Source organism: uncultured Brevundimonas sp. (assembly GCF_947305955.1).
Classification (GTDB): Bacteria; Pseudomonadota; Alphaproteobacteria; order Caulobacterales; family Caulobacteraceae; genus Brevundimonas.
The window spans coordinates 12,899-38,266 of the sequence record NZ_CAMZFB010000027.1 but is presented as its reverse complement, the minus strand read 5'-3'; the positions used below and the strand labels follow the sequence as shown (position 1 = coordinate 38,266).

The 25,368-nt window shown below is 63.2% G+C and carries 28 protein-coding genes and 1 pseudogene; 22 read left to right on the top strand and 7 right to left on the bottom strand.

All coding sequences use genetic code 11. The features are described 5' to 3' along the window. From Q0Y42_RS08440 to Q0Y42_RS08425, 4 genes and pseudogenes are all read left to right on the top strand, one after another. Positions 1 to 591 (top strand): annotated as a pseudogene (locus Q0Y42_RS08440) (F0F1 ATP synthase subunit alpha); the annotation flags it as partial. A 33-nt stretch (positions 592 to 624) separates the two neighbouring features. Then, positions 625 to 1,500 carry a F0F1 ATP synthase subunit gamma gene (locus Q0Y42_RS08435; protein WP_297802341.1) on the top strand — a complete coding sequence of 292 codons (876 nt, stop codon included), beginning with the start codon at positions 625 to 627 and terminating at the stop codon, positions 1,498 to 1,500. Positions 1,501 to 1,534: 34 nt separating this feature from the next. After that, positions 1,535 to 3,067, top strand: coding sequence for a F0F1 ATP synthase subunit beta (atpD, locus tag Q0Y42_RS08430; protein WP_297802337.1), 1,533 nt, complete (start codon positions 1,535 to 1,537; stop codon positions 3,065 to 3,067). A 3-nt stretch (positions 3,068 to 3,070) separates the two neighbouring features. Then, positions 3,071 to 3,337, top strand: a complete 267-nt coding sequence (locus Q0Y42_RS08425; RefSeq protein ID WP_297802334.1) for an ATP synthase F1 subunit epsilon — start codon at positions 3,071 to 3,073, stop codon at positions 3,335 to 3,337. A 75-nt stretch (positions 3,338 to 3,412) separates the two neighbouring features. Here the strand turns inward: Q0Y42_RS08425 and Q0Y42_RS08420 are convergent, their stop codons facing one another. Continuing rightward, positions 3,413 to 3,889, bottom strand: a complete 477-nt coding sequence (locus Q0Y42_RS08420; protein WP_297802331.1) for an RNA pyrophosphohydrolase — start codon at positions 3,887 to 3,889, stop codon at positions 3,413 to 3,415. Positions 3,890 to 3,967: 78 nt separating this feature from the next. On the opposite strand from Q0Y42_RS08420, the gene Q0Y42_RS08415 reads away from it, so the two are divergent. Then, the gene (locus Q0Y42_RS08415) at positions 3,968 to 4,363 is read left to right on the top strand and encodes a Tat pathway signal protein (RefSeq protein ID WP_297802329.1); all 396 of its coding nucleotides are present in this window, start codon (positions 3,968 to 3,970) and stop codon (positions 4,361 to 4,363) included. Positions 4,364 to 4,368: 5 nt separating this feature from the next. On the opposite strand, the gene Q0Y42_RS08410 is transcribed toward Q0Y42_RS08415, so the two are convergent. Next, on the bottom strand, positions 4,369 to 5,343 hold the full coding sequence (locus tag Q0Y42_RS08410) for an ABC transporter ATP-binding protein (RefSeq protein WP_297802326.1): 975 nt from the start codon (positions 5,341 to 5,343) through the stop codon (positions 4,369 to 4,371). Positions 5,344 to 5,514: 171 nt separating this feature from the next. Between Q0Y42_RS08410 and Q0Y42_RS08405 the strand changes: the two genes are divergently transcribed. The 10 genes from Q0Y42_RS08405 to Q0Y42_RS08360 all read left to right on the top strand — a co-directional run bounded on the left by Q0Y42_RS08405 (position 5,515) and on the right by Q0Y42_RS08360 (position 12,998). Continuing rightward, entirely contained in the window at positions 5,515 to 5,823 is a 309-nt protein-coding gene (locus Q0Y42_RS08405; RefSeq protein ID WP_297802323.1) for a hypothetical protein, read from the top strand. Positions 5,824 to 5,928: 105 nt separating this feature from the next. Beyond that, complete coding sequence (locus tag Q0Y42_RS08400) at positions 5,929 to 6,168, top strand: zinc-finger domain-containing protein (RefSeq protein ID WP_297802320.1); 240 nt, start codon at positions 5,929 to 5,931, stop codon at positions 6,166 to 6,168. Between the two features lie 39 nt (positions 6,169 to 6,207). Further along, the gene (gene gloA, locus Q0Y42_RS08395) at positions 6,208 to 6,648 is read left to right on the top strand and encodes a lactoylglutathione lyase (protein ID WP_297802318.1); all 441 of its coding nucleotides are present in this window, start codon (positions 6,208 to 6,210) and stop codon (positions 6,646 to 6,648) included. Between the two features lie 5 nt (positions 6,649 to 6,653). Further along, positions 6,654 to 7,289, top strand: a complete 636-nt coding sequence (locus tag Q0Y42_RS08390) for a DUF6655 family protein (RefSeq protein ID WP_297802315.1) — start codon at positions 6,654 to 6,656, stop codon at positions 7,287 to 7,289. A gap of 108 nt (positions 7,290 to 7,397) precedes the next feature. Next, positions 7,398 to 8,072, top strand: a complete 675-nt coding sequence (locus Q0Y42_RS08385) for a nicotinate-nucleotide adenylyltransferase (RefSeq protein WP_366108221.1) — start codon at positions 7,398 to 7,400, stop codon at positions 8,070 to 8,072. 81 nt (positions 8,073 to 8,153) lie between these two features. Next, positions 8,154 to 8,630: a ribosome silencing factor gene (rsfS, locus tag Q0Y42_RS08380; protein ID WP_297802312.1), complete on the top strand. Its 477-nt coding sequence runs from the start codon at positions 8,154 to 8,156 to the stop codon at positions 8,628 to 8,630. Between the two features lie 20 nt (positions 8,631 to 8,650). Next, positions 8,651 to 9,115, top strand: coding sequence for a 23S rRNA (pseudouridine(1915)-N(3))-methyltransferase RlmH (gene rlmH / locus Q0Y42_RS08375; protein ID WP_297802309.1), 465 nt, complete (start codon positions 8,651 to 8,653; stop codon positions 9,113 to 9,115). After that, positions 9,115 to 10,206, top strand: a complete 1,092-nt coding sequence (locus Q0Y42_RS08370; RefSeq protein WP_297802306.1) for a peptidoglycan DD-metalloendopeptidase family protein — start codon at positions 9,115 to 9,117, stop codon at positions 10,204 to 10,206. Before rlmH ends, Q0Y42_RS08370 begins: the two co-directional genes overlap by 1 nt. A gap of 128 nt (positions 10,207 to 10,334) precedes the next feature. Further along, complete coding sequence (locus tag Q0Y42_RS08365; protein ID WP_297802304.1) at positions 10,335 to 11,690, top strand: S41 family peptidase; 1,356 nt, start codon at positions 10,335 to 10,337, stop codon at positions 11,688 to 11,690. A 123-nt stretch (positions 11,691 to 11,813) separates the two neighbouring features. Then, complete coding sequence (locus tag Q0Y42_RS08360) at positions 11,814 to 12,998, top strand: divergent polysaccharide deacetylase family protein (RefSeq protein ID WP_297802348.1); 1,185 nt, start codon at positions 11,814 to 11,816, stop codon at positions 12,996 to 12,998. Between the two features lie 74 nt (positions 12,999 to 13,072). On the opposite strand, the gene Q0Y42_RS08355 is transcribed toward Q0Y42_RS08360, so the two are convergent. Next, positions 13,073 to 14,566 (bottom strand): globin-coupled sensor protein, encoded by a 1,494-nt coding sequence (locus Q0Y42_RS08355; RefSeq protein ID WP_297802301.1) that lies wholly within the window; start codon positions 14,564 to 14,566, stop codon positions 13,073 to 13,075. Positions 14,567 to 14,822: 256 nt separating this feature from the next. On the opposite strand from Q0Y42_RS08355, the gene ahcY reads away from it, so the two are divergent. Further along, entirely contained in the window at positions 14,823 to 16,214 is a 1,392-nt protein-coding gene (ahcY, locus tag Q0Y42_RS08350) for an adenosylhomocysteinase (protein ID WP_297802298.1), read from the top strand. A 64-nt stretch (positions 16,215 to 16,278) separates the two neighbouring features. Here ahcY and Q0Y42_RS08345 read toward each other — a convergent pair whose 3' ends face one another. Both Q0Y42_RS08345 and Q0Y42_RS08340 read right to left on the bottom strand, forming a co-directional pair. Continuing rightward, on the bottom strand, positions 16,279 to 17,400 hold the full coding sequence (locus tag Q0Y42_RS08345) for a hypothetical protein (RefSeq protein WP_297802295.1): 1,122 nt from the start codon (positions 17,398 to 17,400) through the stop codon (positions 16,279 to 16,281). A gap of 116 nt (positions 17,401 to 17,516) precedes the next feature. After that, positions 17,517 to 19,694, bottom strand: coding sequence for a TonB-dependent receptor (locus Q0Y42_RS08340; RefSeq protein ID WP_297802292.1), 2,178 nt, complete (start codon positions 19,692 to 19,694; stop codon positions 17,517 to 17,519). Between the two features lie 153 nt (positions 19,695 to 19,847). On the opposite strand from Q0Y42_RS08340, the gene Q0Y42_RS08335 reads away from it, so the two are divergent. After that, positions 19,848 to 20,051 (top strand): twin transmembrane helix small protein, encoded by a 204-nt coding sequence (locus tag Q0Y42_RS08335; protein ID WP_297802289.1) that lies wholly within the window; start codon positions 19,848 to 19,850, stop codon positions 20,049 to 20,051. Positions 20,052 to 20,077: 26 nt separating this feature from the next. Next, positions 20,078 to 20,650, top strand: a complete 573-nt coding sequence (locus Q0Y42_RS08330; protein ID WP_297802286.1) for a cob(I)yrinic acid a,c-diamide adenosyltransferase — start codon at positions 20,078 to 20,080, stop codon at positions 20,648 to 20,650. Between the two features lie 76 nt (positions 20,651 to 20,726). Here the strand turns inward: Q0Y42_RS08330 and Q0Y42_RS08325 are convergent, their stop codons facing one another. Further along, a complete protein-coding gene (locus tag Q0Y42_RS08325; protein WP_297802283.1) occupies positions 20,727 to 21,056 on the bottom strand; it encodes a hypothetical protein in 330 nt (109 codons plus the stop codon). Between the two features lie 136 nt (positions 21,057 to 21,192). Here Q0Y42_RS08325 and Q0Y42_RS08320 point away from each other — a divergent pair, with 136 nt between their 5' ends. Next, positions 21,193 to 21,957 carry an electron transfer flavoprotein subunit beta/FixA family protein gene (locus Q0Y42_RS08320; RefSeq protein ID WP_297802280.1) on the top strand — a complete coding sequence of 255 codons (765 nt, stop codon included), beginning with the start codon at positions 21,193 to 21,195 and terminating at the stop codon, positions 21,955 to 21,957. Then, positions 21,957 to 22,886 (top strand): electron transfer flavoprotein subunit alpha/FixB family protein, encoded by a 930-nt coding sequence (locus tag Q0Y42_RS08315; RefSeq protein WP_297802277.1) that lies wholly within the window; start codon positions 21,957 to 21,959, stop codon positions 22,884 to 22,886. The genes Q0Y42_RS08320 and Q0Y42_RS08315 overlap by 1 nt, the downstream gene beginning before the upstream one ends. A gap of 59 nt (positions 22,887 to 22,945) precedes the next feature. On the opposite strand, the gene Q0Y42_RS08310 is transcribed toward Q0Y42_RS08315, so the two are convergent. Then, complete coding sequence (locus tag Q0Y42_RS08310) at positions 22,946 to 23,395, bottom strand: hypothetical protein (protein ID WP_297802275.1); 450 nt, start codon at positions 23,393 to 23,395, stop codon at positions 22,946 to 22,948. Between the two features lie 110 nt (positions 23,396 to 23,505). Here Q0Y42_RS08310 and Q0Y42_RS08305 point away from each other — a divergent pair, with 110 nt between their 5' ends. Both Q0Y42_RS08305 and Q0Y42_RS08300 read left to right on the top strand, forming a co-directional pair. Beyond that, a complete protein-coding gene (locus Q0Y42_RS08305; protein ID WP_297802272.1) occupies positions 23,506 to 23,787 on the top strand; it encodes a DUF167 domain-containing protein in 282 nt (93 codons plus the stop codon). Positions 23,788 to 23,872: 85 nt separating this feature from the next. Further along, complete coding sequence (locus Q0Y42_RS08300) at positions 23,873 to 25,366, top strand: amidohydrolase (protein WP_297802269.1); 1,494 nt, start codon at positions 23,873 to 23,875, stop codon at positions 25,364 to 25,366. Positions 25,367 to 25,368: the final 2 nt, after the last annotated feature.

Sequence of the window (25,368 nt, the reverse complement as noted above, 5' to 3'; positions counted from 1 at the left end):
GGCGACGACGGCTCGGGCTCGCTGACCGCTCTGCCGATCATCGAAACACAGGCTGGCGACGTGTCGGCCTACATCCCGACCAACGTGATCTCGATCACCGACGGCCAGATCTTCCTGGAATCGGACCTGTTCTACCAAGGCATCCGTCCGGCCGTGAACGTCGGTATCTCGGTGTCGCGCGTGGGCTCGTCGGCTCAGACCAAGGCCATGAAGAAGGTCGCTGGCCCGATTAAGGGCGAGCTGGCCCAGTATCGTGAAATGGCCGCCTTCGCGAAGTTCGGTTCGGACCTCGACGTCTCGACCCAGAAGCTGCTGGCTCGTGGCGCTCGCCTGACCGAGCTGCTGAAGCAGCCGCAGTACGCTCCGCTGACCATGGAAGAGCAGGTCGTGTCGGTTTACGCCGGTACCCGTGGCTACCTGGACGGCATCGCTGTTGGTGACGTTGGCCGTTTCGAAAAGGAACTGCTGGCCCGCGTGCACGCCAACAACGCGTCGCTGCTGGAAGGCATCCGCACCAAGAAGGACCTGACCGCCGAGCTCGAAGCCGAGCTGAAGGGCGTGCTGGAAGCCTTCGTCAAGACCTTCGCCTAACCCGAGCCCCAACCGAAGCGAGAGTAACGCCGGATGGCCAGCCTCAAGGAAATGCGCGATCGGATCGGAAGCGTTAAGTCGACGCAGAAGATCACGAAAGCCCTGAACATGGTCGCCGCGGCCAAGCTGAAGCGTGCACAGGAGCAGGCTGAAAACGCCCGCCCCTACGCCCAGCGTATGGCTTCGGTGATCGCTAACCTGGCCGCCGGCGTGCAAGGTGCGGATGCTCCGCGCCTTCTCGCCGGAACCGGCGAGGATCAACGCTACCTGATCGTGGTGGCCACGGCGGACAAGGGTCTGGCCGGCGGCTTCTCCTCGAACGTGATCAAGGCCGCGCGCGAGCGCATCAACAGCCTGATCGCACACGGCAAAGACGTTAAGATCATCGCCGTGGGCCGCAAGTCCCGCGACCAACTGGCCCGCCTGTACGGCGAGAAGCTGGTTCGCACCTTCGAACTGTCGGAACACAAGACCGTCGGTCTGCACTCGGCACAGCCGATTGCCGAACTGATCGCCGAAATGTTCGAGAACGGCGAGGCCGATGTGGTCCAGCTGTTCTACAGCCAGTTCAAGTCGGTGATCTCGCAGGTCCCGACCGGCGCACAGCTGGTCCCGGCCGAGATCGAGCAGGCTCCGGCGGCCGACGCCGCCACGGCTCTGTACGAGTACGAGCCGTCGGAAGAGGAAATCCTCGAGACCCTGCTGCCGCGTAACCTGACGACCCAGATCCTGGCGGCGCTGCTGGAAAACCAAGCGGGCTTCTTTGGCTCGCAGATGGCTGCGATGGATAACGCCACGCGTAACGCGGGCGACCTCATCAATGCCCTGACCCTGCAGTACAACCGTAAACGTCAGGCCCAGATCACCACCGAGCTGATCGAGATCATCGCTGGCGCCGAAGCCATCTGATCCCGAACGACACAATTCCGAACCGGACACACCCATGACCGACGCCACCGCTCCGAAGAAACCCGCCGCCAAGAAGCCGGCTGCCAAGAAGACCGCTGCCGCCGCCACCGCCGCCGTTGCTGGCCAGGGCAAGATCGCCCAGGTCATCGGCGCCGTTGTCGACGTCGAGTTCGAAGGCCAGCTTCCGGCCATCCTGAACGCTCTGGAAACCCAGAACATCGACCAGAAGACCGGCGAGCCGTTCACCCTGGTTCTCGAGGTTGCCCAGCACCTCGGCGAGAACATGGTCCGCGCCATCGCCATGGACACCACCGAAGGCCTGACCCGTGGTCAAGCCGTCGTGGACACCGGCAAGTCGATCATGGCTCCGGTCGGTCCGGGCACCCTCGGCCGCATCATGAACGTCGTCGGTCAGCCGATCGACGAAGCTGGCCCGATCCAGACCACCGAATACCGTCCGATCCACAAGGACGCTCCGACCTTCGACCAACAGTCGACCTCGGCTGAAATCCTGGTCACCGGCATTAAGGTCATCGACCTGATCTGCCCGTACACCAAGGGTGGTAAGATCGGCCTGTTCGGCGGCGCCGGCGTGGGCAAGACCGTGACCATGCAGGAACTGATCAACAACATCGCCAAGGCTTACGGCGGTTATTCGGTTCTGGCCGGTGTGGGTGAACGTACCCGCGAAGGTAACGACCTGTACCACGAAATGATCGAGTCGAACGTGAACGTCGACCCGAAGGAAAACAACGGTTCGACCGTCGGCTCCAAGTGCGCCCTCGTGTACGGCCAAATGAACGAACCGCCGGGCGCCCGTGCTCGCGTGGCTCTGACCGGCCTGTCGATCGCGGAATACTTCCGCGACGAAGAAGGCAAGGACGTGCTGCTGTTCGTCGACAACATCTTCCGCTTCACCCAAGCCGGTTCGGAGGTGTCGGCTCTGCTGGGTCGTATGCCGTCGGCCGTGGGCTATCAGCCGACGCTGGCGACCGAAATGGGTAACCTGCAAGAGCGCATCACCTCGACCAAGAAGGGCTCGATCACCTCGGTTCAGGCCATCTACGTGCCGGCCGACGACCTGACCGACCCGGCTCCGGCTGGTACCTTCGCCCACTTGGACGCCACGACCGTTCTGAACCGCGACATCGCGGCTCAGGCTATCTTCCCGGCCGTGGACCCGCTGGACTCGACCTCGCGTATCATGGACCCGCTGGTCATCGGTGAAGAACACTACACCGTTGCCCGTCGCGTTCAGGAAATCCTGCAACAGTACAAGGCGCTGAAGGACATCATCGCCATCCTGGGCATGGACGAACTGTCGGAAGACGACAAGCTGGTCGTGGCTCGCGCTCGTAAGATCCAGCGCTTCCTGTCGCAGCCGTTCCACGTGGCCGAGCAGTTCACGAACACCCCGGGTGCTTTCGTTGAACTGAAGGACACCATCCGTTCGTTCAAGGCGATCTGCGACGGCGAATACGACCACCTGCCGGAAGCCGCCTTCTACATGGTTGGCCCGATCGAGGAAGTGGTCGCCAAGGCCGAGAAGATGGCTGCCGAGGCCTAATCCATGACCGGCAAGCTGAACTTCTCCCTCGTCGCCCCGGAACGCGAAATCTTCGCGGGCCAGGTCGATCAGGTCGACGCGCCGGGTGTCGAGGGCGACTTCGGCGTCCTGCCGGGCCACGCCCCGTTCATGACCACGCTGCGTGAAGGCGTGATCACGATCTACGAAGGCAACGCCCGCCGTCGCTTCGACGTCAAAGGCGGTTTCGCCGACGTCAACGCCGAGGGTCTGACGATCCTCGCCGAAGAGGCTTCGGAAATCGTCGCCTAAGGCACGATCCGGACTGAAATAGAAAAGGCCCCCGTCATCGCTGACGGGGGCCTTTTTCTTTGAAATCTAAGGGGATCAGCGGGCGAGATGCTGGAAGGCCGCGACCACGCCCTCATAGGCTTCGCGCTTGAACGGCACGATCAGGTCCAGCGCTTCGTGCAGATCACCCCAGCGCCATTCCTCGAACTCGACCTCGTCGTCGGCGAACAGGTCGATCTCGCTCTCTGGCCCGGTCATGCGGAAGGCGAACCACATCTGGCGCTGGCCCTTGAAGCCGCGCCAGGCCTTGGGGCCCTGTGCAGAGTCCGGAAAGTCGTAATAGACCCAGGTCTCGGTGCGGGCGAGGAAGTCGGCGCTGGTGACGCCTGTCTCTTCCTTGAGTTCGCGCCGGGCCGCCGCTTCGAGGTCTTCGCCGTCGTCAACGCCGCCTTGCGGGAACTGCCAGTTGTAGGGGCCGGGGGTGTGGGCTCGACGCCCCAGCCAAACCTGACCGGCGTCGTTGAACAGGACCACCCCGACATTGGGGCGGTAATCTCGGGGATCACGCATCATGGGGTCACGCTAACGCGCATCGCACGGCAGTGCTATACGTAACGGCCCCTTAAACACAGGCGGCCTATGCTTTGGGTCATGCATAGACGCGCAATCCTATTGGCTGCTGGCGGACTGATGGCCGCCGCCTTTCCCGCCCAGGCCCGTTCCGAGAAGAAGAGCGCGCCCGCGGGCGGAAACCTTCAGATGGCGCTGGCAACGGCCACGGTCCTGCGTCCGCAGGGGCGTCGGGCCATCATGTCGGTCGAAAGCACATTGATGATCGCGGACGGTTCGCTGATGGAACGCGCACAGCTTTCCAAGCCGCGCCTGAATGCCGCGTTCAACGAAGCCGTACGGGTAGAGGCCAGCCGTATGCTGCCGGACGCTGTGCCCGATTTAAACGCACTAACCCGCGCTCTTCAGCGAGCGACGGACCGTGTTCTCGGCCGATCCGGTGCTCGCGTCCTCTTGGGCACGGTGATGGTGATCTAGAGCGATCAGTCCTTGGTCGGATCGGGGCGGCTGGCGTCGCCATAGGTGAGGGCGAGGAAGACGTCCTCCAGATCCGGATCCTCGGTCGAGATGTCGCGGATGGAAATCCCCGCCCCGCGAACCGCCGCCAGCACATGCTCCACGCTGGACTGGCCCGTGCGATAGGTCACGGCAAAGGCACCGTTGGCGCGGGGCGAAACGGTAAAGCCGTTCAGGTCAGGCAGGGCCTCGATCGGGGTTTCCGGCACCACCACCACATTGCGGGTGTCCAGACGGCGCAGCAGTTGCTGGGTCGGCTCGCAGGTGACCACCTCGCCACGGTTGACGATGGCGATGGTGTCGCAAAGTTCCTGAGCTTCTTCGAGGTAGTGGGTCGTCAGGATGACCGTGACGCCTTCCTCGTTGATCTTGCGGACATAGTCCCAAAGCTGGCGACGCAGTTCGACGTCAACGCCCGCCGTCGGCTCATCGAGGATCAGCACGGGCGGATTGTGAACCAGCGCCTTGGCCACCATCAGGCGGCGCTTCATGCCGCCCGACAGTTGGCGCACATAGGCATTGGCCTTGTCCGACAAGCCAAGAGCAGCCAGCAACTCGTCCGAGCGGCGCTCGTTGGCGGGAACGCCATAAAAGCCCGCCTGCACCTCAAGGCTTTCGCGCGGGGTGAAGAAGACATCGGCGACGATTTCTTGCGGCACCACGCCCAGAGCCGAACGGGCGTCGCGCGCTTCGGTATCGATGTCGCGGTCCCAGATTTTGACCGTGCCCTCGGACTTGTTGACCACACCGGCGATGATGTTGATCAGCGTCGATTTGCCCGCACCATTGGGGCCCAGCAGGCCGAACATCGAGCCGCGCTTGACCGTCAGGTCCACGCCGCGAAGGGCCACCTTGGCCGGTGCCTTGCCATTGCCTTTGTAGGTCTTTTTCAGGCCGCGAACTTCGATGGCGTTGTCGGGCAGGGCAGGCGTTGCGGTCATGCGGGAGGGCTTTGACTGAAAGAGTGAGGTTCGACCCGATAGGTAGGCACGAACGGGCCTCTAGCCAAGCCGTCAAACCATAAAAACCCTCTGACAAGGATGCTTGACATATGTGCGGAGTGTCATGTAAAGCGTCATTGACATTAAGACAAGCGAAGTGGACATATTGATATGACCGTCTCGACCATCACCGAAACGACCTCGACCAAACGCCCGCTGCGCCTAAGGATCATCGGCCTGACGGCGCTGGGCTTTTGCGTGATCGGATATGCGGGCTTTGCCGCAGCCTTCTTTGCGCTCAAGGCCGGCTACATCACCACGGCAACGTGCTTTGCCATTGCGGGCGTGTTTGGCGTGATGGGCGAGGCCGGCCTTTGGGTGGGGGCGGCCTGTCTGGGGCTGGGCATCTATACCCGTCGCCGCGAGAAGTTTGCGCGTTGGGGCGCGCGCCTGAAATCGCTCTTTGGTCGAGCAAGCTGACGGCCTGAACCGCGCGCATGTTCAAAAAGCGCGGCTATTGTCGATGGTTTGACCTCGCGGCGGTGTGCGCTTAGGAAGACGCAACCGCCTTCCCGAGGATACATCATGCCGCCGCGCCACTCTGACGCCATCGTCCCCCAAGCTGAAGAAATTCTGGTCACGCAAAAGCGCGTCGCCTGCGATGGTGGCGGCGGCGCTCTGGGCCACCCGCTGGTCTATATGGAAATGGGTGAGGACAACGAGGTCGAGTGCAAATACTGCGACCGTCGCTTCGTCCTGTCGGCCAACCACCACGACGAGAGCGAATATCTGGACCCGGCTGCCCGTCCGCCGGAAGCCCACTGACTTCGGTCATCTTCACGCCCGTCAAACGATAGGTTGAGTATGCGTTTTCTCCACACCATGGTCCGCGTTAAGGACCTCGATGCTTCGCTTCACTTCTATTGCGATCTGCTGGGTCTGGTTCAGACCCGCCGCATGGACAGCGAAGAGGGCCGTTTCTCCCTGATCTATCTGGCCGCGCCGGAAGACGAGGCCCGCGCCCGTGCCGAGAAGCAGCCGGAAATCGAGCTGACCTATAACTGGGACACCGAGGACTACACCGGTGGCCGCAACTTCGGTCACCTGGCCTTCGAGGTCGACGACATCTATGCCGCCTGTGAAAAGCTGGCTGCGGGTGGCGTGACGATCAATCGTCCGCCGCGCGATGGCTGGATGGCCTTTGTCCGTTCGCCGGACGGCATCTCGATCGAGCTGCTGCAAAAGGGCGAGCGCAAGGCTCCGGCGGAACCGTGGGCCTCGATGGCCAATACGGGCAGCTGGTAATGACCATGGCGCGTGCTGATCACCGCAAGCCCGTCGTGGCGACTGTATTGGTCGCCGCCCTGCTTGGCCTGTCGGCATGCGCCTCGGTCACCGAGACCAATCCGGCCCGTACCGCCACCGACATGCTGCTGGTCAACCGTGCCGCAGAGCGGGCGGTCGAGGGTCTGACTCTGCCGATCCCGCAAGGGGCGCGGGTCTATGTCGACGAGACCTATTTCGTCGCGGAAAACTCCCGCTATGCCCTGAGCGCGATCCGCGCCGCTCTGTCGGAAGCCGGCTATGCTCTGGTGCGCGAGCGCGGCGAGTCCGATGCGGTGTTTGAAGTGCGCGCCACGGCCCTTTCGCTGGAACAGATGCGCCGCGTCTTCGGTATTCCGGACATGCGGGTGCCGATCAACGAGGCGCTGAACGTCGTCTCCCTGCCGGAAGTGTCGCTGTATTCGAACCGCGACCGCATGGGCGTGGCCGAGTTTTCGGGGTTTATCTACGACACCCGTACCGGCCTGCCGCTGGGCGCGGTGACGCCGATGATCGGCCAGTACAAGATCCGCAGCCACAAGGCCTTGATGATGATTACCTGGGGCCAACAGCTGGCCCAGCCAGGTGAGCGCGATCCGGGTTCCAGCTGGCGCGAGTTCTGATTTCCGTTAGGTAAGATTGCCCGTTTTTGCTCAAGACAGAGGCCTGCGCCCATGTTAGGGCACAGGTGAGCATAAGCCGCTGTCGATCCCTTAGCCGCAGAGCTGCCCTTGTCGTTTTTCCATGCCGGTCCTGCGCCCAAAGGCAGCGGTCTCCGTTCGGGAGCCCTGCGTGATGGCCTGCACCTGACGCCGGGGATGAAGGTCGGCCTTTTCGGCGGCTCGTTTAATCCTGCACACGATGGGCACGCCCACGTCGCCGAGACGGCCATGCGCCGCCTTGGGTTGGACCGTGTGGTGTGGCTGGTCTCGCCGCAAAACCCGCTGAAATCGAGCCATGAGATGGCCACGCTGGCAGAGCGGATGGCCTCGGCGCGCGAAGTGGCTGAAACGGTTGGCCCGAACATGATTGTTTCGGACGTCGAGACCCGTATCGGCACCCAATGGACCATCGACACGCTTAGAACTTTGGTCGCCCGTCACCCGGGGGTGAAGTTCGTCTGGTTGATGGGCTCCGACAACCTTGCCGGCTTCCATCGCTGGCGGGGGTGGACGGACATCATGCGCCTGATGCCGATGGCGGTCATCGCCCGCCCCGGAAGCCTGCTGGACAGCCGTTCTGCGCCTGCCGCGGTAAGGTTCGGGCGCAACCGGATTCCGTCTAACGAGGCGGGGCTTCTGCCCAGTCTCGAGGCCCCGGCGTGGACCTATCTGGTGGCCCCTTTGAATCCCCGTTCCTCGACCGCAATCCGTGCCGCCCGCAAGCGTTCGATGCAGGACGGGTGACGTTATCCTCAGGCCGTGCTATAGTGGGGCTTTGGTAAACCCTATTGGAGCCCTCCGCTGAGCCCCCAATCCGCGCACGATGTGCACGACGTCACTGCCCAATCGGCAGAGCGTGATACAGACGCCCTCGATCCCCTCCATTCGGACGCGGGCGAGTTTGACGACGAGTCCTACGAGGATGACGCTGGCGATCGCCAGCCGCTGCCGACCGGTGCAACCGAGTTGGAAAACGCCATCCTTGCCAAACTTGATTTCGACAAGGCACAGGACATCGTCCTGATCGACCTGCGTGGCAAGAGCCCGATGTCCGACGCCATGATCGTGGCTTCGGGCCGCTCGCACCGTCACGTCGGTGCACTGGCCGACCACCTTCTGCGCCTGTTCAAGGACCACGGTCTGGGCAAGGTGAAGGTCGAAGGCCTGCCGCACTGTGACTGGGTGCTGCTGGATGCCGGTGACGTCATCGTCCACCTGTTCCGTCCGGAAGTCCGCACCTTCTACAACATCGAGAAGATCTGGGCTGTCGACAGCGCGCACCGTGGCGCTGGCCGCAACTGATCTGACCGAGACGACACGCCATGAAGCTGGCCATTGCCGCCATCGGCAAGCCGGGCCGTGGGCCCGAAGCCACTCTGGCTGATGACTATGCCCGGCGGGCGACCCTTGCGGGTCGTCCGCTGGGGCTAGGCCCCCTCGAACTCATCGACCTTGAACCGCGCAAATCGGGCAAGGGACCGGAAGCCGAGCTTTTGCTGGCCGCCGCCGAGGGCGCGCACCTGATTGCCTGTGACGAACGCGGCAAGGCCTATTCCAGTCGCGCCTTTGCCGAGCACATCGGCAATCTGCGCGATCAGGGCGAACGCAAGCTGGTGTTTGTGATCGGCGGTGCCGATGGGCTGGACCCGCGCGTGCGCGAGGTGGCCCGCTCGACCCTTGCCTTTGGCCCCCAGACATGGCCGCATGCCCTTGCACGCGCCATGTTGGCGGAACAGGTCTATAGGGCCGTGACGATCCTGGCCGGATCACCTTATCATCGGGACTGATGAAACGATCCATCCTCCTCATTTCGGCGACGACGAGTGCGCTTCTGCTGGCGACAGCAGGGGTGGCCTATAGCCAGCGTCAGCCCAAGAGCGAGGAACTGGCCCGACTGACGGCGGAATACCGCGACGAGATGGCCCGAGCCCGACGTCTGCGTGCCGAGGCGGCGCAGGCGGCAGAGGATCTGGTCAAGCTGGATGAACAACTGGCCCAGTTGCGCGGCGAGGAAGCCGCCGACGACCTGCAGATGCAGGCCCAGCGCGAACGCCTGAAGGAACTGGGCGAACGCGAGGCGCGGCTGCTGACCCAGATGTCGCGCGAAGGGGCCGCACAGGGGCGCCTGTTATCGGCCCTGCAGATGATGTCGCGCAAACCGCCGCCACCCCTGCTGGTTCCGGCGGATCGGGCGCGGGATACGGTGCGTGCCAATATCATGATCCGCGCCATGACGCCGGAAATCCAGAAGCGCACCCAAAGCCTTGTCGCGCGACAGGAAGAGATCAACCGCATCCGCCGCCTTGCGGCCATGTCGAGCGAGCGCCTGTTTACAGTCGAAAGCGCCCAGAACCAGCGCCGCGCCGAGATCGAGAACCTGACGGCCCGCAAGACGGCCCTGCGTGCGGTGCTGCGGGCCGAAGCGGCCCGCGCTGAACGCGCGACCGAGGCGTTGGAGAAACGCATCCGCGAGGTGGGCGGTGCCCTGCCACAACTCGACAGCCGCGCCAGCGAGCCGGTGTCATCCAATCCCGCAGGACGTGACCGCCTGTCCCGTCCGGTCACGGGCCTTCCGTCCCAGACCTATGGCGGGGGCTCGGTGGGCTGGCGCTGGCATGCCTCGGACACCAATGTGACCGCTCCGGCGGCAGGGCGTGTGCTGTTTGCGGGGCGGATGAAGGAGTGGGGCGATATCGTCATCCTCGATCTCGGACCGGGTTGGCGTGCCGTGCTGGCGGGCATGGACTCCACACAGGTCGAGGTCGGCCAGCGCGTGGCCGAGGGGCAGGTGCTGGGTCGTACCGGCGAGGACGGCGAGGCCTATTTCGAACTGAGGCGCGGCGAGCGCCCGATCGATCCGGCCCCGTGGTTGCAATAGTTTGACGACGGATGATCGCCCAAAAGGAAAAAATCCTTGTGGGACTGATTGTATAAGCCGCAACAGCACGTCAGGATTGCGTGAGTTTATCGATCGCCGGACGTGGCGATCGCAGGAAAGAACTAAAGATGCGTAAGCTGCTTCTTGTTGGTTGTGCGGCTCTGATCCTCGGGGGGTCGGCTGCGGCTGTGGCCAGCCAGACCCCGCGGAACGAGACCTTCCGTATGCTGGAACTGTTCGGCGACGTGCTGGGCATTGTCGAGCAGGTCTATGTGGTTCCGGTCGACAACAAGAAGCTGATCGAAGCGGCGCTGTCGGGCATGATGACGGCGCTGGATCCGCACTCCAACTATCTGGCCCCCAAGGCCTATGGCGACCTGCGCGAACGCACCGAGGGCCAGTATTCGGGCGTCGGCCTGACCATTTCGGCGGACGGTGCGCTGATCAAGGTCGTCTCGCCGATGGACGAAAGCCCCGCTGCCCGCGCCGGTGTGCGCGCCGGTGATGTCATCAGCGCTATCGGCGGCCAAAGCACCGCCGGCATGACCGTCAGCGACGTGTCGGAAAAGCTGCGCGGCGCGGCTGGGACCTCGGTCAAGGTCACCTTCCTGCGCGACGGCGAAGACCCGCTTGAGGTCGAGCTGACCCGCGAAGTGATCAAGGTGGATTCCGTTACGGGCCGTCTGGAAGGCGATTACGGCTATCTGCGCGTCTCGACCTTCAACGAGAACACGGGCCGCGAACTGACCGAAACCATCGAGCGCCTGAAGCGCGAGAAGCCGGGCATCAAGGGCTTTGTCCTTGATCTGCGCAACAATGGCGGCGGTCTGCTGAATGCGGCCGTGGCCGTTTCGGACGCCTTCCTCGAGCGCGGCGAAATCGTCAGCCAGCGCGGTCGCAAGCCCGAGAATATCGAGCGCTGGTCGGCCAAGCCGGGTGATCTGACGGGCGGCCTGCCGCTGGTGGTGCTGATCAACTATGGCTCGGCCTCGGCGTCGGAAATCGTGGCCGGTGCCCTGAAGGATCAGGAGCGGGCGACGATCGTGGGTCTGACCTCCTTCGGCAAGGGCTCGGTCCAGACGGTTATCCCGCTGCGTGGCGGTCAGGACGGGGCAATTTCGATCACCACGGCGCGCTACTACACGCCGTCGGGGCGCTCCATCCAGAAGATCGGCATCGAGCCGGACCTCGAGGTAGCCCGCAGCGCCGCCGAGGCCCGCGTCATCGCCCGCTCCAGCTTCGTCTATTCCGAAGCGGCCTATGCAACGGCACTGGATTCCTCGATCGGTGCCGAGCGCCGCGGTCCGCACCAGGCGCACGAAGCGCCGGGCGAGGATTTCGACAAGGACGTCGATTATCAGCTTCAACGCGCGCTGGACGTGCTGAAGGTTGGCGGTGACCTCAGCCGCCTACCGGCACCGCCGCAAGGCATTGTGATCGCCGGTGCGGAATCCGAGGCCAAGGCCGAAGAGACGACGGATTGATAAAATCCGCCATCGTGGTGAACAGGCGTTAGGGTTTCTTAACCCCGACATGGCTTGATCAATGCTGAAGGTTGCCGTTCTGCGGCAGCAAACCCCCACTGTTGATCGAGCATTCCTGTGACCATGTTCGCCAAGCGACAATCGGTGCTGGCCGCTCAGGCGGGTAGCCCGCCACATTCCCGCAAAGAGCGCCTGATGGCTTCTCTCAAAGCCCGTCCACAGATCGTGGTCGGTGCTGCAGGTCTGTGCCTCTTGGGGCTGGTGGGCACGGGCGTGGCTGTTCTCGGCGACCCTATGGCGGGATTGCCGACGGCAGAGGCCCGCCTGTCGCAACGCACGCCCGCCGTCGACGCTGTCAGCGGCGAGGAAGCGTTCGAGTTCGGCGGTCTGGAATTCTATCAGGACCTTGAAAGTCAGGGTCTGGACGGTGAGGGGGCTGCCGGTTTCGGTGACGCCCTGATTACGTTGCCTGACGGAGCCAATGTTTCGACGACCGGAACCTTCTCCGCGCCGGTCCGACAGCCCGACCCCTTGCCCGCCGCGCCGATTGCAGGCCTGCATCAGCCGGGGCCGGACGGGCCGCTGCCGCGCATTGCGACCGATGGCCGCGTTCCGGCACAGGCCTATGCCCGTCCGTTCCGTTCCAACGGCAAGCCCGCTGTCGCCTTGGTGGTCGGGGGGCTGGGCCTGAACGCGGTGACGACCCGCGCCGCGATCGAACGCCTGCCACCGGAAGTGACGCTGAGCTTCGTTCCCTATGCCGAGGGATTGCAGCGCTGGATCGACATGGCCCGGTCCTATGGGCATGAGGTGCTGATCGAGCTGCCGATGGAGCCGACCGGCTATCCGGACAATGATCCCGGCCCCTATACGCTTCTGGCCAACAGCAATGCCGACGATGTTTCGGTCAAGCTGGATTGGCTGCTGTCGCGGGCTGTCGGCTATTATGGCGTGACCAACTATCTCGGTGACCGCTTCATGACGTCCGACGCAGCGGTGACCTCGGTGATGAGCCAGCTTCGCCAGCGCGGTCTGGCCTTTGTTGATGACGGCACCTTCAGCCGCCGCAGCGGGGCCTTTGCCCGCGCGACCGCCGACCGCGTGATCGACGAAGAACAGTCCCCGACCGCCATCCTGCGCCAGCTTCACGCCCTCGAAGTTCAAGCCAAGACCGACGGGGCCGCCATGGGTTCGGGCTTCTGCTATCCGGTCACGGTTGAAGTTGCTGCCCGCTGGATTGCCGGACTGAACGAGCGGGGCCTCCAACTGGCTCCGGCCTCTGCGATGCAGCGCCGCGCCCGCGCCTGACGCGTCGCTCAGCTTTCTGAACAAATGAAAACGCCCGCCTTTTTCGAGACGGGCGTTTCTTTATGTCTGATGACTTAGGCGGCCTGTGTGTTGTTCACCGCCAGCCGCACCGGATTGTCATGGCCGTCCAGTTTGAAGCGCATGACCTGTTGGTTCAGGCCATAGGCTTCCTGCGCCAGTTGGCGGGCGGCTGCGGTAGCTTCTTCGGTCATGGCGGCGTTCTGCTGGGTGATGTCGTCCATCTCGCTCATGGCGCGACGCACGCGGTCGAGGGCCTCGGCCTGTTCCTGCGCCGACTGGGCGATGCTGCCGGCCAGACCGTCAACAGCCACGACCTTGGCCCCGATCCGCTCCAGTGCTTCGCCGGTCTTTTCGACCAGATCGACACCGCGCGAGACGTGGGCCGAGGAGGTGGAGATCAGGCCGCGGATTTCGCCCGACGCTGCCGCCGAACGCTGGGCCAGCGCCCGCACTTCCTGCGCCACGACCGAGAAGCCGCGACCGGCATCGCCCGCGCGGGCGGCCTCGACGCTGGCGTTCAGGGCCAGCAGGTTGGTCTGGAAGGCGATTTCGTCGATCAGGCTGGTAAAGCGGGCGATCTCTTTCGAGGACTCGGCGATGGCGTGAATGGCCTGAACCGCGTCGGCGACGATGCTGGTCGTGTCCTGAACATCGGCGCGGGCTTCGGCCACGGCTTCGGCGGTCTGGCGGGCACCGTCGGCAGAGGTGGCGACCTGTTGGGCGATGGCGTCCGCTTCGTTGACGGTGCGCTCGAGGTTGGCGGCCTGACGCTCGGTGCGGGTGGCGAGGTCTTCCGAGGCGACGGCCAGCTGGCTGGAGCCTGCACTCAGGCTTTCGACGCTGTCGGCCACGGCGCGGACAGCGGTCCGCAGGGCGCGGGTCGCGGCGTGGAAGTCGTGTTGCAGCGAGCGGTATTCTTCGGGGAAGGTCGAAGAGATGGTGGTCGACAGGTCGTTCTCGGCCAAGGCGTGCAGGGCTTGGCCGAGCGCCTTCACCACTTCCGACTGGCGGGCCTCGGCGTCGGCGTGGGCCTGCTGGGCGCGCTTGCGGGCTTCATCCAGCGTTTCCAGATAGATGCTGATCGCCATGTCCATGTCCAGCATGACGCGCTGGCCCAGTTCGGCGATGGCCTCGGCGGTGACGCGGTCGTGCGCCTTCTTGTTGGCGAACAGCTTACGCGGGCGCTCGATAATGGCGCGGGTCAGCTGGGCCAGAATGACGCTGTAGCCGCCGATGTACCAGCGCGGCTCCAGACCGATACGGGCGTGCACGCGACCAATGGCACGCACCGAGTTCGCATATTCGTAGTCGGTGCGACCTTCGATGATCGCATTCCAGTGGCTCTGCTGCGCTGAATGGGCCGCCGAGATATGGGCTTCGTCGCGGAAGAAGCGGGCCGTTTCCGGCTCCATCCGTACCCGGTCATAAAAGGCGTCCAGCGCACCGGGCAGGGCGCTTCGGATAACCGACGACATGGCCTTGTAGCTGGCAGACGCCTCACCCAGACCCATGAAACGGATACGGTGTTCCAACGCATCAAGCGACATACGCTAATCCCACTTCCACCCACATGACCGGAACTAGGGTTCCGGCGCACTATTGACCTTTAGTGTGTCCATAAGTGGTGAAACCGAACGGTTCCTTAATCTGGATCAAAGATTTAGGGGGTAGTCAGGAAATCATATAAGGACTTCTTTATATGATCATTGCTCTATAGGCCTAGGCGCGGTATAGGGCAGACCAACAGAACTGCCGTTCCATGCCACTTCGCCTGCGGGCGCATGACATAAGAGACCCCTCCGCATGACCGATTATATCGTTCGCGACATCTCGCTTGCCGACTTCGGCAACAAGGAAATCGCCATCGCCGAAACCGAAATGCCGGGCCTGATGGCGCTGCGTGCGGAATATGGCTCGTCGCAGCCGCTGAAGGGCGCACGTATCGCCGGCTCGCTGCACATGACCATCCAGACTGCCGTGCTGATCCAGACGCTGGAAGCTCTGGGTGCCGAAGTGCGCTGGGCCTCGTGCAACATCTTCTCGACGCAGGACCACGCCGCAGCCGCGATCGCGGCCAACGGCACGCCGGTCTTCGCCCTCAAGGGTGAAACCCTCGAAGAGTACTGGGACTATGCCCACAAGATCTTCGAATGGGCTGACGGCGGCTATCCGAACCTGATCCTCGACGACGGTGGCGACGCCACCCTGCTGTGCGTGCTTGGCCCGAAGGCCGAGAAGGACCCGTCGGTCCTGTCGAACCCGCAGAACGAAGAAGAAGAAGCCCTCTTCAAGGTCATGAAGCGCTATCTGGCCGAAAAGCCGGGCTTCTACTCGGCCATCCGTGACGCCATCGGCGGCGTGTCGGAAGAAACCACCACCGGCGTGCACCGTCTGTACCAGATGGCAGAGCGCGGCGAACTGCCGTTCCCGGCCATCAACGTCAACGACAGCGTCACCAAGTCGAAGTTCGACAACCTGTACGGCTGCCGTGAATCGCTGGTCGACGCGATCCGTCGCGGCACCGACGTCATGCTGTCGGGCAAAGTCGCAGTCGTTTGCGGCTACGGCGACGTGGGCAAGGGCTCGGCCGCTTCGCTGCGCAATGGCGGTGCCCGCGTGATCGTCACCGAAATCGACCCGATCTGCGCCCTGCAGGCCGCGATGGAAGGTTACGAGGTCCAGACGCTGGAAGACGTCGCTGACAAGGCCGACATCTTCGTCACCACCACCGGCAACAAGGACGTGATCCGTCTCGAGCACATGCGCGAGATGAAGAACAACGCCATCGTCTGCAACATCGGCCACTTCGACTCGGAAATTCAGGTCGCTGCCCTGAAGAACCTGAAGTGGGACGAGATCAAGCCGCAGGTCCACCACGTCGAATTCCCGGACGGCAAGAAGATCATCCTGCTGTCGGAAGGCCGTCTGGTGAACCTCGGCAACGCGACCGGCCACCCGTCGTTCGTGATGTCGGCCTCGTTCACCAACCAGACGCTGGCCCAGATCGAACTGTGGACCAACGCCTCGAAGTACGAGAACGCCGTCTACACCCTGCCCAAGCACCTCGACGAGAAGGTCGCCTTCCTGCACCTGGCCAAGCTGGGTGCCAAGCTGACCAAGCTCAACGAAGAGCAGGCCAAATACATCAACGTGCCGGTCGAAGGCCCGTTCAAGCCGGAACACTACCGCTACTAAGACGCGGGTCCGGTTCTCGGAAAACGAAGAAGGGTCGGTGGAAACACCGACCCTTTTTTGTGGCTTAAACCTGAAACTCGGCGGCCAGATCGTCGAAATTCCGGCCCATCAGTCCCGTCTCGAAATCCATGAAGATGTCGATCAGTTCGTCGACCTGAACGGGCGGGCTGTTGGCGTTGAAACGGAAGCGCCAGAAGCTGACGATGTGCTGGATGGCACCCAGCTGGTCGCCCAGCTTGCTGAACAGGTGTGGCGCTTCCAGCAGGAAGTCGCGGAAGGCGAGGGGATCGCCCCGCTGGGTCAGGCCCGCATAGGCGTGGTCATAGTATTTCAGCGTCTGGCTGACCTTGTCGCAGGTCTGCATGATATTGCTGCGAAGCACGCCCCTGCCGCGCTTGATGTATTCGCGCGAGGGGGCATCGACGGGACCCCACGGGTTCACCGTGGCCACTTCGTCGGCGACCTTGACGATCTCGTGGGTCAGGCTGTTCAGGCACCATTTGTAATAGAGGAAGCCCTTCCAGCAGAAGACGCCCTCCTGATACTGCTCCGGCTCCAGCCGCAGCGTCATCCGAAGCGCTTCCAGACGGTCGCTCGGTGTGTTGGACAGGATCTTGCTGGCCATGCGGGCGGATGATCCGGTGGCATCGACATTGGCACCGATACTGAGGGTCACCAGAGGCTCGATCTCGCGCTCGACAAAGGCCGACATGCGCTCGAGGTCGGCTTCGGAAATCGCAAAATAGCAGGGGGCCGCATCCACCCCGCCGCGCCGCAGCTGCTCGCGCAGCAGGAAGGGATCGAGCGACGGCAGCTGATCCATCAGGCGCAGGGTGCGGATGTCGGGGTGCTCTGCCGGAAGGCCGAAGGCTTCCAGCATCACGCGCTCGAACCCGATCTGGTTCACAAAGACAAAGCGCCCGCCCGTCTTCAGATCGGTCGTGTCGATCGGCAGAACCAGCTTGGTGGCGACCTGGCGGCGACCGGGGAAGGAGTCGGTCTCGTTGCGGCGCAGCCGGTGTTTGATGATCAGCGACGTATTCAGCGACGGCGTCAGGAACATGGGCTTTTCGGCCCACTCGTCGGTATGGCCGTGATCATCGGCGACCTTGAGCAGGTTAAGCACGCGGGCCGTGGAGGCCGAACGGCGCAGGTGTTCCAGATTTCGAATAGCGCGGTCTGACATGGCGACCTTATGCCAGCGGATTTATGACCAAGGGCTTATCTGCCTTGATGATCTTAAGCTTAAAACAAATAGGGCCGCCCCTTCGGGCGGCCCTCAGTTCGGGGAAGAAGAGGTAGTTAGAAGGTGGTCGAAACCGACAGCCACAGACGGCGCGGCTCCTGATTGTTGGCATATTCGGCGGCATAGGCGACCGGAGTGCCATAGGGGACCAGACGCACGAAGTCCTTGTCGAACAGGTTGTAGATGGCGGCATTGAAGGTCACGCGGTCATTCAGGTCGAACGAGCCGCCGATGTGGAACAGCTCATAGGCCTTCAGCTCGCCGATCTCGCCGGCAATGGCGCGGTCCTCGCGCCAGCGCTCCGAGCGGTATTCACCGCGCACCCATGCGGACAGGCGATCAGAGGCGCGCCAGCGCAGCTGGGCATTGATCATGTGCTCGGGCGTGTCGGTCAGGGGATTGCCCTTGGACAGGCCGGTCTTCTGCTCGCTGTCGGTGTAGGTGTAGTTGCCGCTGAGGGTCCACTGGTCGTTGAAGCGATAGCGGGCATTGGCCTCAAGGCCTTGGGTCACGGCCTCGTCCACGTTCACGCTCTGGCCGAAGGTGGCGAAGCTGGACCAATAGCCCACGTCCACGCAGCCGGTCTTGCTGTAGTTGCCCGCGGCATAGTCAGCCGCCGAGACATTGTACGAGCAGTTGGCGACGGGCGTGCCGCTGGCGATCTTGTCCGAGAAGTCGTTGCGGAACAGGGTCGCGCTGGCGCGCAGCTTGTGGCCGGCATCGTAATAGACGCCGAACTCATAGGCCGTGGCGGTTTCCGGTTTCAGGCTGGGCGTGCCGATCAGCGGCATGGTGCCCTGACGGCCAAAGCCGTTGATGCCGGGGGTCAGTTGCTCAAGGCGCGGGGTCTTATAGCCGCTGCTGACGCCGCCCTTGAGGGTCCAGACGTCATTGGCATTCCACACCAGATAGGCGCGCGGGCTGATGTGATCACCGAAGCTTGAGTGGTCGTCGTAACGGACGCCCAGCGTCAGGGCGAGATTGTCGCGCAGACGCCACTCGTCCTCGACGAACAGGGCCCATTGCTCGAAGGTGAAATTGCCGGTGGCCACGCCGTCGGTCATTTCGGCATCCATATACTGGCCGCCGACGGTGAAGGTGTGGTTGCGCCACTGGCTGTTCAGCTTGGTGTCGAACACGGTGGTGGTGGTCTCGAGCGTGCGCGGCTGGCCCGCATTGGCCACGGCGTTACGGCCCGTGATCGCGCCCGGAATAGTGCGGCCCAGCGTCTCGGTCTCGTTACGTGACAGGGTGCTTTCGATGGTGCCGAAGTTCAGGCGCCAGTTGTGCGCCAGCACCATCTGCTCGCGGTTGAACTCCAGATAGTCCATGTAGCCCGAGGCATTGGTCGCGGTATCCAGCGTGCCCATCTGGCCCTTGGCATTGTCGAACCACTGGCTGCTCTTGTCATAGTCGAGCCACAGGTCGTGGTCTGCCGACGGCGTCAGGCTGAGGCGGGCACCGAGGTTCCAGATCTCATAGGCAGTGGCGCTTCGGCCAAAGCCGGTGACATCGACTTCGTTGTTGTCGATGTCGCGGAACTTCAGGTTCGACTGTTCGCGCTCCGACCAGCTACCGCGCACGGCCAGACCCAGCAGGTCCTTGACCAGCGGGCCTGAGGCATAGCCGTTCACGCCCCAGAAATCGCCGAACTCTTCATCGCCTTGAAGGGTGTAGTTGGCCGAGGCCGAGCCGCCCCAGACATCGCCGACCTTGCGGGTGATGATGTTGACGACGCCGCCCATGGCGTCCGAGCCATAGAGGGTGGCCACCGGACCACGCACGACTTCGACACGTTCGATGGCCGAGACCGGCGGCATGAATCCGTTGGCGGTTTCGCCAAAGCCGTTCGGCGTGACGCTGCCCGAGGTGTTCTGGCGACGCCCATCGATGAGCACCAGCGTATAGTCCGAACCCATGCCGCGGATGTTGATCGTCTGGCCGCCGGTCTTGCCGACGCCGGCACCGGTATCGACGCCCTCGACATTGTTCAGCACCTCGGCGATCGAGGTGGCACGCAGTTCCTCGATGGCGGCGCGCGGCAGAACGCTGATGGAGGCCGGAGCCTGGGTCACGCGCTGTTCAAAGCCCGAGGCCGTCACCACCACGTCGGTGACGCGGGTGGTTTCCTGTACGTCCACGTCCTCGGCCTGAACCGCAGAGCCCATGAGGCCGAAGCCCAGAGCGGTAGCTGCCAGAAGTTGAGTGCGACGCGACGAACGGTGGAAGAACATAACGGCCCCTAATGTTGCGACCGCTTCTCAACAGCATCTGAGAACGATTTGCAACAGCAAACGCGAGACGTGGCAGCTTGTCGCAGCATCAACGGGAGACCGTCGAACCGACGTCACGCTGGCGCTCGGCCACGACGCGGCTTAGAAGGAGGCATGACACTGATCGATATTCTGATCCTTGCGGCGATCCTCGCGGTGACCATCACATTGGCGATGGGAATTTTTGGCCTCTATCGAAACAGCGACGATTCGCGAAACCGCTCCAACAAGCTGATGCGCCTGCGCGTCGTGCTTCAAGCAGTGGCGATTGTTCTTCTGGTGGTCGGTATGGCCATCAAGAAATCCCATCTGGCCTAGGTTCGAGACGAGTAGGAGGGGCGCGCATGGTCACGCTCAACAAGATCTACACCCGTACGGGTGACAAGGGCACGACCCGACTGGCAACGGGCGAGGAAGTCTCCAAGACTGGCCCCCGCGTTTCAGCTTACGGCACAGTAGACGAGCTGAATGCTGTCATCGGGGTAGCCCGTCTGCATAGCGGCCAGAACGACCGCATCGACGCCATGCTGGGCCGTATCCAGAACGAGCTGTTCGATCTGGGGGCCGATCTGGCCACGCCGCTTGATCCCGCGCCCAAGTGGGAAGCCCTGCGCATTGTCGCCTCGCAGGTCGAGCGACTGGAGCAGGAAATCGACTGGATGAACGAGAGCCTGAAACCGCTCGACAGCTTCATCCTGCCGGGGGGATCGGCCCTGTCCAGCCACCTGCATGTGGCCCGCACCGTCTGCCGTCGCGCCGAGCGCGACACAGTGGCGATGATCGAGGCGGGCGAGCAGATCAATCTGGAGGCGCTCAAATATCTGAACCGCCTGTCGGACCATCTGTTCGTGGCCGCCCGCCGCGCCAATGCCAACGGGGCCGACGATATCAAATGGGTGCCGGGCGCAACGCGCTAACCTGCCTCAGGACACGAAAAAGGGCTGCGACATCCAACGTGTCGCAGCCCTTTTTCTATGAACTCTAATCCGACGATCAGTCCTTGGTCAGGGCTTCGACGCGGGCGCGCTCGGCATCGGTCGCGGCCTGTTTGGCGCGGTTATAGGCCGCCAGCTGGGCTTCCTTGTCGACCAGATCCTTGTTCATGGCCGCCGAAGCCTCTGCACGGGATACGCCTTCGGCCCGTCCGGTTATGTCGGGGATGTAGATGGGCTGCGCGCAGATGCGCGTTTCCATGTCGTACCAGTGGCCTTTACGGCTGCAGGCGATTTCCGGATCAACCCAGACGCGCTGCAGGACAAACACGCCGATCAGGGCAAGGGCAAACACGCCTGCAAAAATGATCGACAACCGACGAAAGGTCAAAAAGCGCTTCATAACGGGACCTATAGATCAAAATTCAGCTATTGGAATGCCTGAACTTCACCCTAGGTTACGTTGACAGGCGCGGACTTACCGTCCAATCCCTCCCCAAACTTTCGACGATCAAGCGGATAGTCTCATGAAGATACTTGTCCCGGTGAAACGGGTGATCGACTCCAACGTGAAGGCTCGCGTCAAGGCGGACCAGACCGGCGTTGATCTGGCCAACGTTAAGATGAGCATGAACCCCTTCGACGAAATCGCCGTCGAAGAGGCCGTGCGCCTGAAGGAAGGCAAGGAACACCACGCTGCCGGCACCGCCAGCGAGATCGTTGTCGTTTCGATCGGCGTGACCCAAGCCCAAGAGACCATCCGTACGGCTCTGGCCATGGGTGCCGACCGCGGCATTCTGGTCCAGTCGGACGCCGACCTCGAGCCGCTGGCCGTCGCCAAGCTCCTCAAGGCTGTCGTCGATGAGGAAAAGCCGGACCTGATCCTGATGGGCAAGCAATCGATCGACGGCGACAACAACGCTGTCGGCCAGATGCTCGCCGCCCTGCTGGACTGGCCGCAAGCCACCTTCGCCGGCAAGCTGGTCATTGACGGCGGCAAGGCGACCGTGACCCGCGAAGTCGATGGCGGTCTGCAAACCGTTGCCGCCGAGCTTCCGGCCGTGGTCACCGTTGACCTGCGCCTGAACACCCCGCGCTACGCTTCGCTGCCGAACATCATGAAGGCGAAGAAGAAGGAAATCGTCACCAAGTCGGTCGCCGACTACGGTGTCGACGTGGCCGACCGTCTGAAGGTCCTCAAGGTTACCGAGCCGCCGAAGCGTTCGGCTGGTATCAAGGTGGCCGACGCCGCTGAACTGGTTGCTAAGCTCAAAGACGCAGGTGCTCTGTAATGGCTGTTCTCGTTATTGCTGACCACGACGGCTCGGCCGTCCGCGACACCACCCACAAGACCGTGACCGCCGCCAAGGCCATCTCGGGCGATGTGGACGTGCTGGTTCTGGGCAAGGGCGCGCAAGCTGTTGCCGACGCCGCTGCCAAGATCGACGGCGTGCGCAAGGTCCTGCTGGCCGAAGGTGAAGCCGTCTCGCACGGCCTGGCCGAAGCCGTAGAAGCCACCGTTGTGCCGCTGGCTGCCAACTATGACGCTATCCTCGTTCCGGCCAACACCGACGGCAAGAACTACGCCCCGCGTATCGCTGCCAAGCTGGATGTGGCCCCGATCTCGGACATCGTGGAAGTCGTCTCGGCTGACACCTTCGTCCGTCCGATCTACGCCGGTAACGCTCTCGAAACCGTCCAGACCTCGGACGCCAAGAAGGTGATCACCGTGCGCCCGACCGCATTCGCCGCGGCCGGTGAAGGTGGCTCGGCCTCGGTCGAGACCGTTGCCGCTGCCGAAGGTGCCAAGATCGCTTTCGTTTCGGAAGAAATGGTCAAGTCGGACCGTCCGGAACTGGGCGCTGCCAAGATCGTCGTCTCGGGCGGTCGCGCCCTAGGCTCGGCCGATGAGTTCAAGGCTGTCATCGAGCCGCTGGCCGACAAGCTGGGCGCCGCCGTCGGTGCCTCGCGCGCCGCGGTGGACGCTGGCTATGCCCCGAACGATTACCAAGTCGGTCAGACCGGCAAGGTCGTCGCGCCTCAGGTCTATATCGCTGTCGGTATCTCGGGCGCGATCCAGCACCTCGCCGGTATGAAGGACTCCAAGATCATCGTCGCCATCAACAAGGATGCCGACGCTCCGATCTTCCAAGTGGCCGACTTCGGCATCGTGGGCGACTATAAGACGGTCGTTCCGGAACTGATGGCCGCTCTGGGCTAAGAGCCCTCGGCTCTATCTATTGAAAGGTGCGTCGGAACTTCGGGTCCGGCGCGCTTTTTTCATGCCTGCGACCTGAGACGCGCCGGAAGCCTGTCCAGAACCTGCTGCGCCAATGCTTCGTCGCCGACATTGGCGGCCAGCGTCCAAGGCCCTGTGTTGAAGGTGAACATCAGGTTCACGGTGAGGGGGCCGGTCATGATCTCGACCGAGCGGATATCCTCGAACCGCACTGTACGAGCGAAGGTAACGCGATATTCGATGCCCTCGGCGGTGATCCGCAGGTGGGGGTTCATGCTGTTGCTGGCGACGCAGAGCCACCGCCACACGCCGCGTACGCCTGTAAACGTGGCATAGACGGGAACGACCGTTCTGCCGTCCGGCGAGGTAACAAGCGTGCCTTTCGGCCCGATCCTCGGCATGCGCCGGATGAGCTTGAAGGCAATCCAGACCGCTGCCGACCACATGGCAAGGTTCAGGATGACGAGCAGGATTGCGATAGCGATTTTCATGGGGTCCCCGTACCGACATGTCATCAACGGTTGGGCCGCAGCGGACGTTCCTGACCCGAGAGACGGCGGCAGGTCTTGGCGAACGCGCCGCCAGCGGCCAAACAGGGGTCATGAGCGCACGCATACCCGTCAAACTGACCCCCAAATCTTCCAAGGACGCTGTCGAGGGCTGGGATGTCGATCCTGATGGGCGTCCGGTCCTGAAGGTCCGCGTACGGGCGCAGCCGGTGGAGGGCGAGGCCAATGACGCCTTGGTTCGGTTGCTGGCCAAGGTGCTGGGCGTGCCGCGTCGTAACGTGAATTTGGCCCGCGGAAGCCAGTCCAGATTGAAGATGGTTGAGGTTACCGACCTGACTGACGAAGAAGTGCGCGAAAGATTGTCGAAAGACTGAATTCGGCCTTTACAGTCACGCCGGATGCCCCCTTGAATGACCGCCGTTGTCTGCCCGCAGACTGCGGGTGCGAGGGGGTTCGCCCATGTTTGTAAATCGTTTGCGGGGTCCCAGCCTCGCTATCCTGTCATGCGCCATGGGTGCGCTGATGCTGACGGCCTGCGCCACCACGGGGGAGGCGTCGTCCAACGCGAGCGCCAGTGCAGAGCCGGCCCGTTCGTCGCGGGCACTGGCACCGGGTCTGAACAGCGCGTCTGACCTCAATCCCTATCCGTCGACCTATGCGCCGCTGCCGCGTCAGGACATGGCAATTGTCGGTGCCACCGTTTTTGACGGTGCCGGTCGCAAGATTGAAAACGGCGTCGTGGTCGTGACCGACGGCCGTATCGCCGCCATCGGCGATGCCTCCACTCCGGTCCCGCAGGGGCACCAGATCGTGGATGGCCGTGGCCGCTTTGTCTCGCCCGGCGTGATCGACATTCACAGCCACCTTGGCGTCTATCCTTCGCCGGGTGTGCAGGGGATGAGCGACGGCAACGAAGCCACTAACCCCAATACCGCTCAGGTCTGGTCCGAACACTCGCTGTGGCCACAGGATCCGGGCTTTAACACCGCCCGTGCCGGTGGCGTGACTACGCTCCAGATCCTGCCCGGGTCGGCCAACCTGTTCGGCGGTCGCGGTGTGACTATCCGCAACGTTCCGGCCACCACCATGCAGGCCATGAAATTCCCCGACGCGCCCTATGGTCTGAAGATGGCCTGCGGTGAAAACCCGTCGCGCGTCTATGGCAGCCGCAACCAGTCGCCGGCCACCGGCATGGGCAATATGGCGGGCTACCGCGCCGCCTTCATCGCCGCGCAGGATTACCGCGACAAGTGGAACAAGTGGCGCGAAACGGGGCAGGGCACGCCGCCGACCCGTAACCTGCAGCTGGAAACCATTGCCGGTGTTCTGGACGGCTCCATTTTGGTCCAGAACCACTGCTACCGCGCCGATGAGATGGCGCTGATGATGGATCTGGCCGAGGAGTTCGGCTTCAAGATCACCACCTTCCACCACGCCATCGAGGCCTACAAAATGGCCCCGCAACTGGCCGCCAAGGGCATCTGCGCGGGCATGTGGACCGGCTGGTGGGGCTTCAAGATGGAAGCTCTGGACGGGATCGAGGAAAACGCCGCCATCGTCGATGCGGCCCAAGGCTCCTGTGCTGTCATCCACTCCGATGATCAGGAACTGACCCAGCGCCTCAATCAGGAGGCCGCCGCCTCGCTGTCGGCCGGTCGCCGTGCAGGCCTGAACATTCCCGAAGAGCGCGCGATCAGCTGGTTCACCCTGAACGCGGCCCGCGCCATTGGCATCGACAAGGAAACCGGATCGCTTGAAGTCGGCAAGCGCGCCGACGTCGTGATCTGGAGCGCCAATCCGCTGTCCGTCTATGCCCGCGCCGATCAGGTCTTTATCGACGGCGCACTGACCTATGACCGTAGTAATCCGGCCTATCAGCCGGTGTCCGATTTCGAACTCGGCCAACCGGGCTTTGCCCGTCCGGCAGCCGGCGTCGCACAGGGAGCCCGCTGATC